Source organism: Mycoplasma elephantis ATCC 51980, from assembly GCF_000687815.1.
GTDB classification, from domain to species: domain Bacteria; phylum Bacillota_I; class Bacilli_A; order Mycoplasmatales; family Metamycoplasmataceae; genus Mycoplasma_H; species Mycoplasma_H elephantis.
This window is the reverse complement of the sequence record NZ_JHXU01000001.1, coordinates 74,857-94,055: the sequence shown is the minus strand read 5'-3', so window position 1 is coordinate 94,055 and position 19,199 is coordinate 74,857. Positions and strand designations below refer to the sequence as shown.

The 19,199-nt window shown below is 26.1% G+C and carries 13 protein-coding genes; 9 read left to right on the top strand and 4 right to left on the bottom strand.

All coding sequences use genetic code 4. The features are described 5' to 3' along the window. Positions 1–9 precede the first annotated feature (9 nt). The 6 genes from T380_RS0100420 to T380_RS0100395 are packed head-to-tail and all read left to right on the top strand — an operon-like array spanning position 10 to position 11,347. Positions 10–1,077 (top strand): ABC transporter permease, encoded by a 1,068-nt coding sequence (locus tag T380_RS0100420; protein WP_027333999.1) that lies wholly within the window; start codon positions 10–12, stop codon positions 1,075–1,077. Next, complete coding sequence (locus T380_RS0100415; protein WP_245594762.1) at positions 1,077–2,246, top strand: ABC transporter permease; 1,170 nt, start codon at positions 1,077–1,079, stop codon at positions 2,244–2,246. The genes T380_RS0100420 and T380_RS0100415 overlap by 1 nt, the downstream gene beginning before the upstream one ends. Positions 2,247–2,252: 6 nt before the next feature. Beyond that, on the top strand, positions 2,253–3,998 hold the full coding sequence (locus tag T380_RS0100410) for an ABC transporter ATP-binding protein (protein ID WP_425411596.1): 1,746 nt from the start codon (positions 2,253–2,255) through the stop codon (positions 3,996–3,998). Further along, a complete protein-coding gene (locus T380_RS0100405; protein WP_036436597.1) occupies positions 3,991–5,304 on the top strand; it encodes an ABC transporter ATP-binding protein in 1,314 nt (437 codons plus the stop codon). The genes T380_RS0100410 and T380_RS0100405 overlap by 8 nt, the downstream gene beginning before the upstream one ends. Beyond that, positions 5,291–8,170, top strand: coding sequence for a hypothetical protein (locus tag T380_RS0100400; RefSeq protein ID WP_156930181.1), 2,880 nt, complete (start codon positions 5,291–5,293; stop codon positions 8,168–8,170). Before T380_RS0100405 ends, T380_RS0100400 begins: the two co-directional genes overlap by 14 nt. Before the next feature lie 12 nt (positions 8,171–8,182). Then, positions 8,183–11,347, top strand: coding sequence for a hypothetical protein (locus T380_RS0100395; RefSeq protein WP_027333994.1), 3,165 nt, complete (start codon positions 8,183–8,185; stop codon positions 11,345–11,347). A gap of 30 nt (positions 11,348–11,377) precedes the next feature. Here T380_RS0100395 and T380_RS0100390 read toward each other — a convergent pair whose 3' ends face one another. Together T380_RS0100390 and metK are read right to left on the bottom strand one after the other, a co-directional pair. Next, positions 11,378–13,000, bottom strand: a complete 1,623-nt coding sequence (locus tag T380_RS0100390; RefSeq protein WP_027333993.1) for a transglutaminase domain-containing protein — start codon at positions 12,998–13,000, stop codon at positions 11,378–11,380. A 100-nt stretch (positions 13,001–13,100) separates the two neighbouring features. Next, complete coding sequence (metK, locus tag T380_RS0100385; RefSeq protein ID WP_027333992.1) at positions 13,101–14,237, bottom strand: methionine adenosyltransferase; 1,137 nt, start codon at positions 14,235–14,237, stop codon at positions 13,101–13,103. A gap of 293 nt (positions 14,238–14,530) precedes the next feature. On the opposite strand from metK, the gene eno reads away from it, so the two are divergent. Beyond that, positions 14,531–15,907 carry a phosphopyruvate hydratase gene (gene eno, locus T380_RS0100380; RefSeq protein WP_027333991.1) on the top strand — a complete coding sequence of 459 codons (1,377 nt, stop codon included), beginning with the start codon at positions 14,531–14,533 and terminating at the stop codon, positions 15,905–15,907. A 136-nt stretch (positions 15,908–16,043) separates the two neighbouring features. Then, positions 16,044–16,538 carry a redoxin family protein gene (locus T380_RS03745; protein WP_051599912.1) on the top strand — a complete coding sequence of 165 codons (495 nt, stop codon included), beginning with the start codon at positions 16,044–16,046 and terminating at the stop codon, positions 16,536–16,538. Between the two features lie 23 nt (positions 16,539–16,561). On the opposite strand, the gene pfkA is transcribed toward T380_RS03745, so the two are convergent. Then, the gene (gene pfkA, locus T380_RS0100370) at positions 16,562–17,539 is read right to left on the bottom strand and encodes a 6-phosphofructokinase (RefSeq protein ID WP_027333990.1); all 978 of its coding nucleotides are present in this window, start codon (positions 17,537–17,539) and stop codon (positions 16,562–16,564) included. A 62-nt stretch (positions 17,540–17,601) separates the two neighbouring features. Here pfkA and T380_RS0100365 point away from each other — a divergent pair, with 62 nt between their 5' ends. Beyond that, complete coding sequence (locus tag T380_RS0100365; RefSeq protein ID WP_027333989.1) at positions 17,602–18,177, top strand: FMN-dependent NADH-azoreductase; 576 nt, start codon at positions 17,602–17,604, stop codon at positions 18,175–18,177. 10 nt (positions 18,178–18,187) lie between these two features. Here the strand turns inward: T380_RS0100365 and T380_RS04185 are convergent, their stop codons facing one another. Continuing rightward, positions 18,188–19,189, bottom strand: coding sequence for a phosphatidate cytidylyltransferase (locus tag T380_RS04185; RefSeq protein ID WP_051599910.1), 1,002 nt, complete (start codon positions 19,187–19,189; stop codon positions 18,188–18,190). Between the last annotated feature and the right edge of the window lie 10 nt (positions 19,190–19,199).

The window sequence follows — 19,199 nt, the reverse complement described above, 5'->3', positions numbered from 1 at the left end:
AGGAAAAATATGCAAGATAAAAATACAAACAAAAAAGATAATACATATCGTTCTCTTAATAAAAATCAGAAAGTTACAAATTTGGTAATTTACAACAATACTCAAAGCAAAAAAACAAGTTTTGTTACTAAGGTTAGACAAAATCCTGGTACCACAATATTTAAAAAATCATTAAAAATGGTTGCTGAATTCTTGATTATTTCTTGAATAGTTATAACAATCACTTTCTTCCTTATTAATTCAGTCCCAGGATCTAGTGGATTAACTACAGGGCTTAGCGAAGCATCAAAAAAAGCTATTGAACATAGATATGGACTAGATTTGCCGTTATTTCAAAGATACCTAAGATATTTAATTGGAATTGTACGACTAGACTTTGGTATTAGTTTAGTTATGTTTCCTTCAGTTGAAATAAATGAATTTATTTGAATTAAATTCTGAAAATCATTTTTAATTGGTATTTTCTCAGTTATATTAACATTACTAATTGGGATACCTTTAGGAATCTGAATTGGTCAAAACCCAGGAGGATTCTTAGATAACTTTTCAACAGTTCTTATATCAATAATTAGTTCAATCCCATCACTTGTTTTAGCTTTATTATTATTATTTTTAGGTTCAAAATTAAATATGCCAACAATGTTTGACCCCTCTAATATAATTACCTATATTTTACCGGGCTTAGCACTTTCAATGGCATCAACAATTACATATATAAAATATTTAAGAACTGAATTAAATACTGAACTTAATTCAATGCATGCAAAATTCGCATACTTAAAAGGGGTGACAAAATCTAGATTTGTTTGAAAACATGCTTTAAAACCAGCGCTATTCCCTATAGCAACATTCTTCCCAGGTGTTATTCTTGGTTCATTCCTTGGTTCACTTTTTATAGAAAAAGTTTACTTTATATCTGGATCGGGTTCAACTATGATCGATGCTATCCAATCAAAAGATTATAATGTTGTGTTATTTATGATAATTATGTACTCAGTATTAATAATTCTTTCTTATTCATTACGTGATGCATTATATGAAGTACTTGATCCACGTGTTAGAAGAGGGGGTAAATAATGAAAAAAAACAAAGAAGAAATTCAAAACAAATTAAGACAATTATATCTAGATACAAAATCAGAAATGAATTATTTATCTCACAAAAAACTTTCTGGAAATACTTATGATGCACAAAATCAAATCAAAAATTTCAAAAAATATAAATTATCTTTTAATGAAAAACTAAAACGTTGGTTACAACAAAAAAGAGAGAGAGAATTATTTAATGATCGTCTTGTATCTCAATACAAAAAAAATACTAGGTTTTCTCCTAATCATTTAATCAAACCATTTGAATATAAAAAATGAGAAATTGTAGGCGACTTATTTAATTTTAAAGATACACAAACAATTCGCGATCCTAGACGTCCTTTTAGGGAATTTATAAATAGGTTTGGACAAAACTTTGGTGGTATAGTAGGAGTTATTTTATTACTTGTATTAATAATTGCCGCAATAGTTGTTCCCCCATTTACTCAAGATCCTCGCGCTTTAAATGGTAGTGAAACATATTTAGACTTCTTTGAAAATGGTCACATTTTTGGAACAGATGATATTGGTAGAGATATATTTGCTGTACTTTTTCATGGATTAGCTTTTTCATTAGCACTAGCTACTTGCGTAACCTTAATTGAGGTAACCGTGGGTCTAATAATTGGTATTTTGATGGGACAATTTAATTGATTTGATAAAATAATGACTTTTATAATCAAAATAATTTCTATCGTTCCTACTATATTAATATTAATACTTGCAACTATTGCCTTTAATCCAAGCTTTTTAGTTATGGTTATTGCTCTCTCATTGTTTTCATGGACAGGATTGGCAAACCAAATTAGAGCACAAGTAAAACGAGCAAAAAATTTTGAATGAGTACATGCCTCAAAAATTTTAGGTACTCCATCATGAAAAATTTCATGTAACTTTATACCTATAATTCTTCCAATTTTAATTACAAACTTAATTTTTACAATTCCGGGAATAATTTTTTCAGAAGTTTCTCTTGCATTTATAGGACAATCAATACCAAATGAGCCTACACTTGGTAACTTGTTAGACAATGCCGCAAATATATTTACAATAAATTTTAGATACTTGGTAATCCCTGCATCAGTTTTAATAATATTAACAGTATCTATTCAATTAATTGGTGCCGCAATTCAAGATTCGTTAAGAAGACAAAGATAGGAAAATATGATACAAAAATTTCACGAACGACTTAATATCAAGAAAAAACTAAACTATGCTCAATTGGAAAAATTTATTGTAAATAAAATAAAAATATACAACAAGGAAAAACTAAAATTTACTAAGTATATTTTAAAGGCTAAAAAAGTTGAGTTTTGAATATTTAAATCAATGGGTTTAACCAAAAATAAAGATGATATTATAAATGCACAAGTTATCTTAGCGAATTATAAACAAACATCAATTAAATATAAACATTTATTAAAAAGTTGTTTAACTAGATTAGATAAATCTAAAGAAATTATTGATAAACATTATCTAGATTTTTACAAAATGCTACAGCAAGATTTAATCGATGATAAACAAAAAAAACTTGATGAGATAAAAAAATTAATTGATTGAAACGATCATAATGAAAATGATTTAAAGAGTTTAAAAGATATTAATTTAGAAAAACCTAAAAAGAGAGAGTTTGATTTAAACGTTGATGAAAACAATTATATTAGAATACTTGCAAATTTATATCAAACCGAACTTAACACATGCGAGATGCATCGTGTTCGTAAAGAAATAATTAAATTTATTGAAGATAATTACAAAAATTTTAAATGAGTTGAAAAATTTGTTAAAACAAAAAAATTTGATTTTGAATTTTTCGAACAAGATGTTCAGTATAAAACAATAAATAATGAAACACTTAAAATAGCTGCTGACATAAAAGATCTTGATTTGTATTTTTTAAACCCTGCTGTCCCTGGACAAAAAAATATTGTTATTAGAAATACATCGATTGATTTTTATGAAGGAAAAGTTCACGCCGTAATTGGTGAATCTGGTAGCGGAAAATCTGTTCTTACAAGTTTGCTTTATGGTTTGACCGGAGACAATGCTCGTATTAGTAATGGAACTGTTAAACTTTATAATCATGAAGTTCAAGATTTTACTTTTAAACAATGAGAAAAATCTAAATATAGAGGAACAGTTGTTAGTGCGGTATTTCAAAACCCTATGTCAACACTTAATCCAACCATGAAAATTGGGTACCAAATCATGGAAGGTATGCTTATTAATAAATTAGTTAAAAATGAAAAAGAGGCAAAACAAAAAGCTATAGAATACTTAAAAATGACAAAAATCAATAATGCTGAAAAAATTATTGATTTATATCCTCATGAATTATCAGGGGGTATGATACAACGTGTTGTTATCGCATCAATTATTGCCTTGCAACCCAAAATTATTGTTTTGGATGAACCAACTACAGCATTGGACCCAACTGTACAAGCTCTTGTTTTGGATATTATTAGAGAATTACAAGAAAAATTAAAAATGACAATCATTTTCATCACTCACGATCTTGGTGTTGTTGCTTCAATTAGTGACTATATATCAATAATGTACGCGGGTCAAATTATAGAAGAAGGTACAAACACTGAAATTTTATTTAATCCTCAACATCCATATACATGAGGTTTAATAATGTCGATGCCAGACTTAAATAAAGGAGAGCGTTTATCAACAATTAAAGGTAGCGTTCCTTCTAGTTTAAATGATATTAAAGGTGAAGCATTTGCGGTAAGAAATAATTATGCTTTAGGAATTGATTTTGAAGAAGAAGCAAAATTTGTTTATTTATCAGATACACATAGAGTTAAATCGGCTTTACTTGATGAAAGAGCTCCTATTTATACACCACCAAAAATAATCCTAAATAGATGAAAACAATATAAGGAGATGAATAAAAATGTTTAGAAAGAAAAATGTTAATAGACATGTTGTAAAAAACATTGATAATGCAATAAACTTTTATCCAGATTTATCACCTTATATAACCATAAGAAATCTTGATGTATATTACGGAAGAGGAAATAAATCTTTTAAAGCTTTAAAAGATATTAACTTAAATATTTATGAGGGTGAGGTTGTAGGAATTGTTGGTGAATCTGGTAGCGGAAAATCAACTTTAGGTAGAGCACTTATAGGTTTAGTTCCTCATCAACACGGGGAAATTAAAATAAATGACTTGGTCTTACCAAAACACATGGGATTTAGTTTTAAAAACCTATTCAAAATAAAAAAGGTTAAAGATTATAAAAGCTTACGTGACTTTATGGTAAATAAAGTGCAAATGATATTCCAAGATCCCGCCAATTCATTAAACCCTAACAAAAATATATATAGTGTTATTTCAGAAGGACTTAATAATATTTCAAATTTAGATATTATTTATATATATAACTTTGATGAAAAAACTGTTGATATGTTATTTGAGGCTGTTGAAGAAAATTATGAACCTAATTCATTATTTGTAAAACAAATAAATGAATTTAAACCTGCTCTTCGTAACGAATTAATTCACGATAAAGATGTTTATTCATTTATTTTAGATTTTGCAAACACATTAGAAAATGAAAATGATAAAACATTTTTAAGAAACATTATTGAAGAAAGAAGCAAACGTAGAGCTTATGATATAAAAAAATCTGATACATTTAAAAAAGAAGAACTTATCATTGATATTATAAATTCAGTTGGTTTGGATGAATCCATACTTAAAAGATATCCGCTTGAATTTTCTGGTGGACAACAACAAAGAATTGGTATTTCAAGATCACTGGTTGTAAGACCAAAAATTTTAATTGCTGACGAACCTATTTCAGCACTTGATGTTTCTATTCAAGCCCAAGTTATTAATATCTTTAATGATTTAAAGGAAAAATTTGATCTCACTGTTATCTTTATTGCTCATGACTTAAGAATGGTTGAATATATTTCTGACCGAATTATTGTTATGAATCAAGGAAGAATTTTAGAAATGGGTCCTACAGATGAAATTATTAAAAATTATATTCATCCATATACCAAAAGTTTGATGGACGCTGTTCCTTCAATCGATTCTAAAAAAGGGTCGTTATTGGGATATCGTTATTCTACTTCTATACATAATTACACTAAAGAAAATCAACCAGAATGAATTGATTTAGGAAATAATCACTTTGTTTTGGCTACTCCAGATGAAGTATATAATTGAAGGGAGGGAAAATATGAAGAAATATAGTATAAAATTGTTGGGATTTTTATTAACCACTTCTACTTTAGGTATTTTAACCTCATGTAATAATAACCAAAATGTTAATAAATATGAAATATTGCCAAGAAATAATGAAAACAGCAATAACAAGCAAACTTCTAATTCGAATAAACATAAACTTATAAATAGATTATCTAATAACATGCAAACAAATATTACTTTTAATGGTAATAATGGAATCATTAAATATGAAGATAGTTCTAAAAAAAGAAATTATTTATCTGAAGTACTAAATGACATTGAAATAATGATAAAACAAAATAGTCAATTAGAAAACATTAAAATATTTAACTCATTCGAAAATGACAATGCTTTATTTGAGGCTAAAATTGAAAATGGACAAGTAAAAGAAATTAAAAGTTTAATAGATAAACAGTTAACGGTTTTTACTAATTTTGAATATAAAATGAACAAAATTCATTCATTTTCTAAATTTTTATATAACTCTTTAGATAACCCTTCAGAATCAAATATTGCTCTTTTCGCAAGATACGAAGCTAACTTAGAGAATCCAAAACTTTCTTTATTAACAAAAGAATGAAGCGGGGAAGCATTCAAAAGAACATATAGTGAAAAAGGGTGAGAAACTTCTTTTGCTCGTTATTTAGCAAAAGATAATATTGACACAAGAATTGAAGATGCATTAATATGAACAGGTGTTGCTGAAGTTAGATATTTTGAAAATAATGACGGAATAAAATTTAACTCAAATAATGAAATTATTGAAGAAAATTTTATGGTCGGTAGATATAAATGTATCTCAAACCCCGCAAATAATTCTGAAACAAATATAGGTAAACCCCCACTTGAAGCTACTTATTATGATGATAAAGATGATGAAACAAATGTTAAAAGAATATATAGAGAAAGAATTAAAGTTGTAACATATGATTCATCATTTAATAAACAAGAAAAAGAAGAGTTAAAACTAAAAAGAACTACTGTTTACTTACATGATGATAATCCTAACCAAACAATCGATAAAATTAATAAATGAAATCATACAATTAGAGTAATCTATGATTCTAACGGTAACATAAATTCTAAACCTACATATTATGAAAAATATGAGGAAAATACTGGAAAAAGCGATCTTGAAGCTAAAGCGTGAGGAATGGGCGTAAAAGAAGAATATGAAAATGGACAAATAAAAAAAATTTATTATCCTTTATTAACTCTTTGAACTTCATTTAATGAATACAACCAACCTATATCTGTTGCGTTATATGATTGTAGATCAGAAAAAAATATAGGAAAAGACATAGAAAATGCTATAGTATGACAAAACGTAGCCATTAAGTACGAATATGATAGTAAGCATAGATTAAAATTTGAACATGACTTACGATATTTATATGTCATTCATTTTGAGAAAAGAGATGGAGAGAAACGTCTTGACGATTTACGAGTAGTTGTAGATGGTGAAGAAATTAACGGACAAAAACGTTATATATATGATGAAAGCAAAGAATATATTTATGATGATGCACTAAACCTTATTACTGATAAAAAACAATATAATGTTAGTTTATCAGGTTTGGGTTCTAAACAATTTAGAACATGATTAAGAGTTAAATATCAATATAATTCTGATAATCAAATAAAAATATCTTCATCATATTCAAGTGAATTAAATCTTAAACCCGATGGAAGCCAAAGAGAAATTGATGACCCAGAAATCAAACGCTGAGGTGTAAGACATGTTTATGAATATGGACCTGATAAAAAATTACTAAAAGAATATAACATATGATCTGTTGAAAATATTCTTATCAAAAACGATAAACGATTTGCGAACAACAACGTTACACCAGAAATGACTAGCACAATTATTAATGCAGAAGATTTTGCCTCGGTAAATCAAGGGCAAAATGGGCAAAAAAATGGACTTATTGGTTTCTACAATGAAAAAGAAGAATTAATCGATGACATTCCTATAAATACATATACTGCTATTTATGCTGACAAAGCAAGATTTGATAAAAATGAAGATGGTATATTCCAAGAAGAAGAAATAGAGGATATATATATAAATGATTATGTGCAAAACCCTAATAATCAAGAAGAATGAAAATTAGAAAAAATCGTATTAACTAGAGAAAGTTTTTACAAAAGATACAATAAAGCTAAAAATTTTGTTTTAAATATAATTAGAGATATCAAAAAACTTAATACAGTAGATGAACTTTATTTTAAAGACAAACATTTTACATATAAATATGCATTTGATTTCTTCTTAAAAGTTATTAGAGAAAAAGAATTTATACAATTAAAAACAAAAGATGAAGTTGATAAATTCTGAGATAAAAATAGAGAAAAAAGTTTTATCATATGAAGCGAACTTTCCGATCTTGAAACAAAAATACCGGGGGTTAAAAAAATTGTTCTTAATTATGATAGTAATAATCAACCAAACCCTCAAACTAAGGAGTCAAAATCTCAATTTGTATATGTTATAAAATCAACTGATATGGATTTAGATTATGAATTATTTAAATCATGACATTTGTATTATGAATATTATTACTTTGAATTGCCAGGGTACAAACCCGACTCTACAAACACAGATATTTGAGATAAATATACCATTAGATATAAAGTTCAATATAATAGAAAGGACTTTTTAAAAGGTGATGAAGTTGAAGAAGTTGATAAAATCGATAAAACAAAATGAACTTCTATAACCTTTGAATATAAAGATCCAAGAACCGGTCAAACACAAGAAAAAATATATTCAAAAAATAACCCGGCCTACAATACTCATACTATAGAAGATATATTAAAAGTTTACAAAACATATATAACGTCACAATATCCTTTTAGAAAGGGATAAAGGAGGCAAATCATGAAAAGAAAATTATTAATTCCATTTATTTCGTTGTTAAGCATAACAACATTTGCAATTTCATGTAACAATCAAAATAAAACAGACATTGTTGAAAATAAATTATTAGAATTTAGCGAAAAAGTTGATAAGTTTGATTTAAATTATGACTATAAAAGTAAATATAATGAGCTATTAGAACTAACAAAAAACAATAATGAGTTAGAAAAAAAATTAATACAAAAATCAAATGAATTGGTTGAACAAACAAGTAAATTAATAAATAAATATCAAGAAAACATCAACAATTTTGAGAATCTTTTAACAAATGAATCAGAAATACAAAAAATAAATGAACTTAGAGAAAAATTTGGTTCTTTGATAATAAAAGATGAACAAAAAAATAATGTAAGTAAACTAAATACTAGTTTTACTACATTTTTAAAATTTAAAAATTTATGAGGCGTTGAATTTCCAAAGATAAAAGATATAAAAGATATGGATGGTTTATGTAAATTTCTTGAAATTATAACTTCTAAATTTAGTGATTTTAATGAACAATATAATAATTATATATATACAAAAATATACAGTTTAATTCCATATTCTCTTTTCTTAGAAAATAATGATAATAATATTAACAAAATTAAAAAAGAAATTGATCTAGTAAATACATCAGAAAAATCCCCTTATGAATTATTAAAAGAGAAATTATCAAATCATTCATTTATTACTTTAGAAAATTTAACACAAATTGAAAGTTCTATTTTTAATAAGTACAAAGATTTACTTCTAGGCGAAAATCCTAATATTAAAATTTTATTAACAAAATATAATGATTGATTTGCAATAGAAGAAAATCAAAATCAAGACTATCTTAAAGAATTTAAAAATACTTTATATAAAATTGATATTAAGACACTTTCTGAAAATGATTCATTTTTATATGTTACATTTTTACATTTTGTTTTGGAACAAAACCTAAAACTTTATGAACGCATAGATATTAAAAACCATATTAAATTAGAAAATAATGATGAATTCACAAGATGAAGCGATATAAAACACAATAATATCAAAATAAATGAAGATGAAAGGGAAATATTCTTTATTAATGAAATAATAAGTAATTATGAAGATATAGAACCAAAACCAACTAAATTCTGAAAAGAAGCAGCTTGAAGAAAAAGAATGAATGAATTTTCAAATTGTTATGGCGATATCGTAATAAAAAATCTTAATTCATTTGTTTCAAAATTCCCTGAGGTATTTTATGAAGATGAAAATTTAATAAAATTAATTTCTAATGATAATTTATTAAAAAATGTTTGAACTTCTCATAATGCAAACATTGGAGATTTTTTAAGTAATAATGGTTTTAAAAATAAAGCTTTAAATGAAATTTATAAAGTTTTTGGAAAAGAAGAAAATCCAAAATTTGATAAATTTGTATCAATTGATGGTGTTGATAAAAGCTTTACGGCAATTAAGGTTCTTGACGAGAAAAAAATCAATGACAAAACACTTCGTTTAAGAAATATAGATGGTAATAACTTTGATTTTGATAAAAATAAATTTAAAATAATTATTAAAGAAAGAGACATTAAAGAATCAAACGATATTAAAAATGCTTTAGAAATAAGTTTTACAATTGAATTCAAAGGCATAAAATCAAAAATATATAATGTTATATTAGAAGACTTAAAAGGTGTCGTTCCAGAATCCGAATATCACAAAATAATAGATAAAGAAATTAAAAAACTTGAACAAAATAAATTAAGAGTAAAAATTAAAGATTTAGATGAAAATAACATCCCTAAATTTTTAAACGAATTTAGTTATTCTAAATTTATTCAAATTGAGGAAGAAATTCTCCCTAATCAATGAGTAGAATATAATTTCCCTTTTAATTTTATAAATGATTTAGTATCAAATTATAAGGCAAATGTTTTAAAAATTAGTATTTCAACAATAAATAAAGACAATATTGAAAACCTATTTAATGAAATTAATAGCTGTAAAAATTTAGAACTAAAAGTAAAAAATAATAATGATTGAATTAAATACGACACCACAAAAGTACTTTCTGATTCTGAAAAAGATGATTTTTTAAGTAAATTAAATGCCAATGAAATAAAAATAGAACTTCTTGCATCAAATGATATTGTATCCGCACATTCACTTGTAAATATAATAAATTATTCAAAATTTATCATTTTTGAAGAAAAAATAAATGATAATTGAAATAAATTTGTAATAAATGATATTTTAAATAATTTAAGATTTAGTACATTTATTAATAGAGGTACCGGATTAATAAATGGTGATGAAGAAAATGTAAACATCACATTCTCATGACAATACACAAGAAGCGCAAACCCAAATCTTGAAGATTGAAACAAAGATATAAGAATTAAAAAAGTTGAATTTGATTTAAAGTTAGTAAGAGAAAAAATAAAAAATAAAAACTTAAAAGATATTGAAAAACTTTTACAAGAAGCAGAAAATTCTATTACTGATCCTCATACAACCATTTCTATTATTCAACCCCTTTATTTAAAAGCAATGAATGCTATAAAATCATTACCTGATAATGATTATGCATTAGAAAAAGTAGAATTTAATAAGAGATTAGAAAAAGTTAAATTAAAATTGGATGACCCAAATTTAAAAGAAATAGACAAAGTCGATAAAGCCGTAAAAGATTTAATTAAATATTCAAAAAATAAATATGCAGACACTACAAAATTAAAAGAAAAATACACAAACACCACCAATTTAATTAACCAGCTAAACGATACATACTTTAAAAATAAATTCACAAATGACATTAAAGATGTAAAAGAGAACCTTGAAAACAAAGAGGCAATACAAAAAGTTTATGATTACATCAACACAAACTTTAATAATCTCACAACAACCAAAAATACTGATTCATTCCCTATGGAAATCAGTTATTATGATACAGATGACTCTAAAACGTTAACCAAATTCATCGAAGATGTAAATCGTCTAGACCTTTTAAAAGCCCATGAAGCCGTTAGTGTCAATGATATAAAATATAAAATTAACGAATACGATGGTAGATTTTACAATAGAAATGGTTATAAAACTATTGGTTTGATAATTTCTAAAGGTAATGATTCAATGGAAATTCAACTTAAAATTTCTGGATTTAAAAAATAAAAAACACAAAACTTGTGTTTTTTATTTTGTTTAATATTGGAAATAAAGTAAGTTTATATATTCTTTTTTTCTTTCTTCTCTATATTTTTTTAATTTGTAAAATAAGTCATCAATTCTTCTATTTCTTCCATTATTAGAAAATGTATTTCAATCTTTTAATAAATAATCTCTTTTATAAGCGGTTATTGATTTATGTTGTATAAAATCATTTCTATTTGTTATAGGCATTATTGGGTCATCTCAAGTGACATCAATAAACAAGTCTTGACCATCTAAATTAACCATATTTCATGCATGTAATTCAGTATTATCAGCACCGTTGGTTGCATAACCAGTAATATATCAACAGTCTATGTTTAAAAATAACATAAATTTAGAAAACATTCTTGCATATCCCTCGCAAACAACACTTTCTTTGTTAACAAATCTAAATGTGCTTCTTATTTTATCTTGTAAACTTTTATCTTTTAGTTCTGTATTGGAAGAATATTCGGTTCTATCAGCTATTCAATTATGAACTGCTTCAATTTTTTGTGCATCACTCATATTTTTGCTAATAATATTAGGTATTACAGCTAATATCATTTTGTTTACAATTATTTGTTCTTCTACATTTTCAGTTCTATAATCAAGATTATCCGTCATTGAATATATATATTGATTGTTCGATATTGGCTTATAACTATAACTAAATGAAACTATATCATTAAAATAATTTGAACCGCCGGTTAAATCATAAACAATATCATATATAGTTGTATGATCAGGAGAATTTACAACTGGTTTATTAACTTTAATATTTTCAATTTTAGCAGTTCCATTTTTAAGCAATTGTTTCCTAAAGTTTTTTATATCTTTTGGTGACATATACTCTGAATCTAAATTTTTATTTAAAAAATTTAGATTTTCTAAATATTCGTTATCAATAACTAGAGCATTTTCCTTATCAAAAGTAAGAGCTATATCTCTTTGTACTCCTTTTAAATAATTTAAAACATCATCCAAAAATGTATTAATAAATTCATAATTATTTACACAATTTCACTTGTATGAATATATGTCATTATGAAAATAATTAATCATGTTACTAATTATGAAATTATTAGGGTTACTACCAATTTTTTTAGTTTTTAAGAAATTATTGATAAAGTTTTCATATCTAATAAGATTTGATCTAAAACGCCCTTCTCTAAGTCCCATTTCATCATAAACTAAAGGTGTAATTCTTAATAATTCATTTCTTGCTGAATTTAATTTTTCCTTAATTGCAAAATAGATTTTTTGATTTCTGGTTTTATCAAATACCCTATCATATGATTCTATATTTTTATCACCCACTATTAGTCTTATATTTTGAATAGCCCTATGTTTATCTATTTCATTTTGCTCAGGTGTAACTTGCTTGTATTCTATTACGAAATCATTTTCTAAATTGTTATCTTGTTTTTTATTTACATCTTCTTTTGGTTTATTTGTTGTGTTATTTTCAGTATTTTTTTTAAAATTATTAAAATTGTTATCTCAATTAGGAATTTCCTTTTTCTCAAATAATTCAGAAACATTACATGATGTCAAAAAACCACCTATTGATAAAGATGGCACAACAAGCAAAATATTTTTAAATATTCTAAATATTTTCTTTATATTTATCATAACTATATGATATCAACATTTTTTAAAAATTTTTTATTATATATATAAACCAAAAAATTAAATATATGAATAAAAAATGTTGCTTTTTTCTTGAAAAATACTATTTTTTGTTTTTAAAATACGACAAAATTTCTTCTACTTTATCAAGTTTTTCTCAAGTAAAATTGGAGCTAGTATGACCAAAATGTCCAAAACATGTTGTTTTAAAATATTTAATATTTTTTAAATTTAGTTTTTCAATAATTCCTTTAGGAGTAAGATCAAAAACACTACTTATCATTTCTATTAATTCTTCATCTTTATATTTAGAATTTTTACTTTTAACAATAGATATTGATATTGGTTTTGAAAGACCAATACCATATGAAACTTGGATTTCTATTTCATCAGCGATTTTTGCTGCCAGAATATTTTTAGCAATATAACGACACATATAAGCAGCTGAACGATCAACTTTTGTATAATCCTTACCACTAAATGCTCCACCACCATGATGTGCATAACCTCCATATGTATCCACAATTATTTTTCTTCCGGTTAAACCCGTATCCCCAAATGGTCCACCTATTTCAAAAATACCTGTTGGGTTAAAATAAAATTTATAATCATTATTTAATCCGTATTTTAAGACAATGGGCGCTAAAATATTATTTTTAACAAACTCCTTCATTTCATTATAATTTTGGTTTTTTTCATGCTGAATGGCCATTAAAATTGTATTTATTTTTGGAGTTTTAAATGTATAATCAATAGTTACTTGTGATTTCATATCAGCTTTAATTCACGTATTATTCTCGCTTTTTCTTATTTTTTCAGCTTGTTTTATAAGATCAATTGCAATAGAGTGGGCTAATGGCATATATTTACTTGTTTCATTGGTTGCATATCCAAACATTATTCCTTGATCACCAGCCCCTAATTCTCCATCAACTTTATCCACGCCAACAGATATATCATGACTTTGAGAATTTACATTAGAAATAATAGTAAAATCATTTTCAGTATACCCAATTTTAAATAATACTTCTCATGCAGCCTTAACAACATCAACATAACTAGTGGTTGTCAATTCGCCCGCTATTATAATAAGATGGTTTGAAGCCATTGTTTCAATTGCAACTCTTGCATCTTTATCTTTGCTTAATACGATATCTAAAATATAATCACTTATTTGATCACATATTTTATCTGGATGACCAACCCCTACTGCCTCACTAGTAAACAATTTTTTATACATTACCCCTCCAATACTTATATAAAATAAAAACAATCTTTAGTAAAGATTGTTAAAACTATATATTAATAATACATGTTGAAACAAATTCCTTACTATCCACCTTGAATCAACAGGTTGGCATGCATCAAAGCCGCTAAGCTATGCAACTCTTTATGTATTTATTTTGTTATTTTGTTATTTTGAATATTATATATTAATAATTTATGGAAGTATTGCCATTTTTGATTTTTATTTATAATTAATGATTATATTGATTTTATATAATATATAAGAATAAAATAAAAGGAGAAAAAATGTCACAAATAGTAAGCATAAAAGCTAGAGAAATTTTAGATTCAAGAGGTAATCCTACAATTTCAGTAAAAGTTATTACAGAATATGGTGCAGAAGGTGTTGCTATGGTTCCCTCAGGAGCAAGCACAGGTACTAGAGAAGCATGCGAATTAAGAGATAAAGGAAATAAAAAATTCGAAGATAACTGATTTGGCGGTAGAGGTGTAATGCAAGCCGTAACAAATGTTAACGAAATCATTGCTCCAGAATTGCTTGGTTTTGAAATAACTGATCAAAGATTAATTGATAAAACAATGATTGAACTTGATGGAACAAAAAACAAAACCAAATTAGGAGCAAATGCTATATTAGGTGTTTCATTAGCTGTTGCAAGAGCCGCAGCGCAAGAAACAGGAATGCCATTATATAGATATATTGGTGGTTCAAACGCAAGAACATTACCTGTACCTATGTTAAATGTTATGAATGGTGGGGCTCACTCTTCAAATACAGTAGATATGCAAGAATTTATGATTATGCCCGTAGGTGCAAAAACAATGCGTGAAGCACTTCAAATGGCTAACAAAGTATTCCATGAATTAGGAAAAATTCTTAAGAAACACGGTCATGGAACAACAGTTGGAGATGAAGGTGGATATGCTCCTAACTTAAAATCTCATGAAGAAGTTCTTGACTTTATGGTTGAAGCAATTACAGCTGCCGGATTAAAACCAGCTACACAAGGTCCTAAAGCTATTGCTATAGCAATGGATCCTGCATCTAGTGAATTTTATGATGAAAAATCTAAAAAATATGTATTTAAAAAACTCAAGGCTGCAATTGATGAAAAACGTCCTGGATTTGACCATTTAGGAAAAGTTAAATTAGAATACACAACAAAAGAAATGGTAGATTACTATGAAAAATTAGTAAACAAATACCCAATTATTTCTATCGAAGATGGACTTGCAGAAAGTGATTGAGATGGATTTAAATTAATGAAAGAACGTCTTGGCGATAGACTTCAAATAGTTGGTGATGACTTAACGGTTACAAACCAAGAAATCCTACGTGAAGCTATTAAAAAAGATGTTATGAACTCAATACTTATAAAAGTCAACCAAATTGGTTCATTATCAGAAACACTTGATACAATGGAATTAGCACATAAAGCAGGATTTACATGTGTAGTTTCACACCGTTCAGGCGAAACAGAAGATACAACAATTGCTGATCTTGCAGTTGCACTTAATACAGGTCAAATTAAAACTGGTTCACTTTCAAGAACAGACCGTATTGCAAAATATAATAGACTTCTAGAAATTGAAGAAGAACTTGGTGAAGTTTCAAAATTTGATGGAGACAAAACATTCTTTAATTTAAAACGTCATGTTTAATAAATAATTAAAAACTTGCATTATGCAAGTTTTTATAATATCTTGTTTTTGCTTTAAAATGGCTATTTATTATTGAAAAACTAAAAAAAATGTTTTTTCTTTTTGTATTATAATTTTTATTATAGAAAGGAAAATAATGAAAAAAGTTGTTTTTAATAATAAAAAATATACATTATTTGCAAACCCAGTTAAGAAAAATGGACACCTATTTTTCACAGGAACAAACCTAGAATTAAAGGATGAAGAACTAAGATCTGAACACTATACACTTATTTCATCATTCCCATCAATTTCAACAAGTATTTGTGATACTCAAGTAAGATGACTAGGAGAATTAGCTAACGAATTCCCTAAATTAGGAATTGTTGCTATATCAAACGATTTACCATTTACATTAGCAAATTGATGTGCGCTAAATTCTGTACAAAATATTAAAGTTTATTCAGATCATGTTCATCATGGTTTTGGTTATAGAACCGGATTACTAATAAAAGATTTAAATATTCTAGCTAGATCTGTTATTTTAATAAATTCACGTAATAGAATTGTTTATATGCATGTAAATGTTGAGCAAAATAAACCATTACCGTTAGCGGAAATTAAAGAAAAAATTAGAAAAATTGTTAAATAAAAATTGCGTAACGCAATTTTTATTTATGCTCTTGATAATTTATTAAAATGGTCCGCCAACTTTGTTCTTTCTTCTATAGTTGTTTTTTCTAATTTTAATGCTTTTAAAATAGGGGTTTTTATAATTTCTCTTGATGAGTAACCTAATACTATTCCACTTTCACCTTGAACTAATAAATTAACCGCTTTTATACCAAGTAAAGCTGCATTAATTCTATCACGAGCAGATGGTGAACCACCTCTTTGGATATATGCTAAAACCATACTTCTTGTATTATGACCTGATTTTTCACCCACTTCTTTAGCTAGTTTGTTTAAATCTGGATAAATTTTTTCAGATACAACGATTATTACTGAGTGTTTGTTTGGTTTTTTAAATTCTTCATTAACTAATTTGGCTATTTCATCTGTTGTTAAAGTATATTCATTTGTAATAATAATTTCAGCACCAGTTGCAAGACCAGAATAAAGCGCCAATTCACCATTGTGATTACCCATGACTTCAACAAATATACATCTATCGTGAGATTCGCTTGTATCACGAACTTTATTTATGGCGTCAACTATATTATTTAAGGCTGTATCATAACCAATTGATTCAGCGCTAGAAGCTATATCGTTATCAATAGTTCCAGGTAAACCAATTGCTTTAATACCTAATTCATGCAATCTTTGCGCCCCTTGGTAACTTCCATCTCCACCAATAACAACAACTGCCTCTATTCCTTTTTTCTTTAATAATTTTACAGCCTTTTCACGAACAGCAGGTTCTTTAAATTCTGGATATCTTGCTGTATAAATACATGTTCCACCTCTTGAAACATAATTGTGAATATTTTCTTGTAAAGATGTTGTTATTTCATCTTCTACAAGCCCCTTAAATCCATTTTTTACAAAACATACTTCAATATTGTGTTTTTTAGCTTCTTGTGTAATGCCGTAAATGGCATTATTCATTCCGGGAGCATCTCCACCAGAAGTTAAAACGGCTATTTTTTTCATATTACCTCTTTCAAATTTGCTTTATTAATTATAATATAAGTAATAATAAATTAAGGAGAAACATGAAAAAAATTTTATTTATAAAATCATCAATTGCAAATGATGACAATTCTGTATCTACGCAACTTTTAAAAGCTTTTGAAAAAAAATACGAAGAAAAAAATCCAAAAGATGAAATTTATTGATTGGATTTGAATAATGAGGATTTAATTGCGATAACAAATAAAAACTCTATTAGTTATTTTAACCAAAAAGCGGATTCGTATATTAATCAACTAAAAGAAATTGATAAGTTAGTTGTAGCGGCACCAATGTATAATTTTAATATTCCTGCAACATTAAAAATTTATATCGATATGATTGCTCAAGCAAATAAAACATTTACATATAAATATGCTGGCAAAAATAAATCTAAGGGATTATTAGAAAACCTTACTGTTGAAATAATAACGTCACAAGGAGCGCCCGTTGATTGATATGAATGAGCAGACATTTCTAAATATTTAACTAACTTTTTTAAATTTTTAGGAACCAAAATTCATGGAACCATTAATTTTTATGGGGCAAAATTAACTGACTTTAATATTAAAAACTTGAACTTTAACGAACTTGTAAAAAAAGATGCTGAAACATTTTAAGCATCTTTTTTTATACCATTAAAATCATTAAAAGATTTATTGTAAAGAAACCAAATGATACACTATCATATCTATCTAAAAAACCACCATGCGATCTTAAAATCTTGGAAAAATCTTTAATTTGAGCCAATCTTTTTATTAACGAAAAATACAAATCACCAACAATAACCATAATAGGTAATAAAATAAAAGACACAAACAAACTAACATGTTCTTGAATTTTGAATTTTAATAAATTGTTTGAATTTGAAACGTTGTTGAAAAGAGGAAAACTAAAACAAATAGCAACAGTTATAATAAAACCACCCAAAAATTGAAAAATGGCTCCTTCCCATGTTTTGTTTGGCGAAATATTTGGTACATATGGTTTGCTTATTCATTTTTTACCAAAAAACCTACCCCCAAAAAAACCGGAAGTATCACTAAATACAGCAACAAGAAACCCTAATACTAAATAACGATAATCAAACACAATTGAAAAATATATAAAACGTAAACTACATATTATTATTAATAATGTCAAAATAAAAATAACACCATCATAGAATAATTTGGATATATTAAAATACTTATTAGTTTTTTTAGTATTTATATAGAAAAATGAAACACAAATAACATAGTCGATAAGTAATAAGGCATATAGTTGTCAACCTAAAAATATTTCAGTAACAAATTTAACAAAATTATTGCTCATCGAAATCTTATTTACCAAAAATGTTTCACTATATTCTTTTTCAAAAACAAAAAAATGTGACCCATTAAATGGAATAACAAAAGCTAGAACATTTAAACAAAAAAATAACACAATATAAGAATAATTTAATTTAAACGCTATGCATAATTCATATAAACAAATAACAAAAAATGAACATATTACAAATAAATATATTATTCTAAACACAAAACCAGTCAGATTTGTTTTTGAACTAAAAACTATTCCTAATGCCAACAAAAATATTAAAACCAATCCAAATATAATTCCTGGTAAAAGTCTATTTTTTAAAAAATTCATAATAAAATTT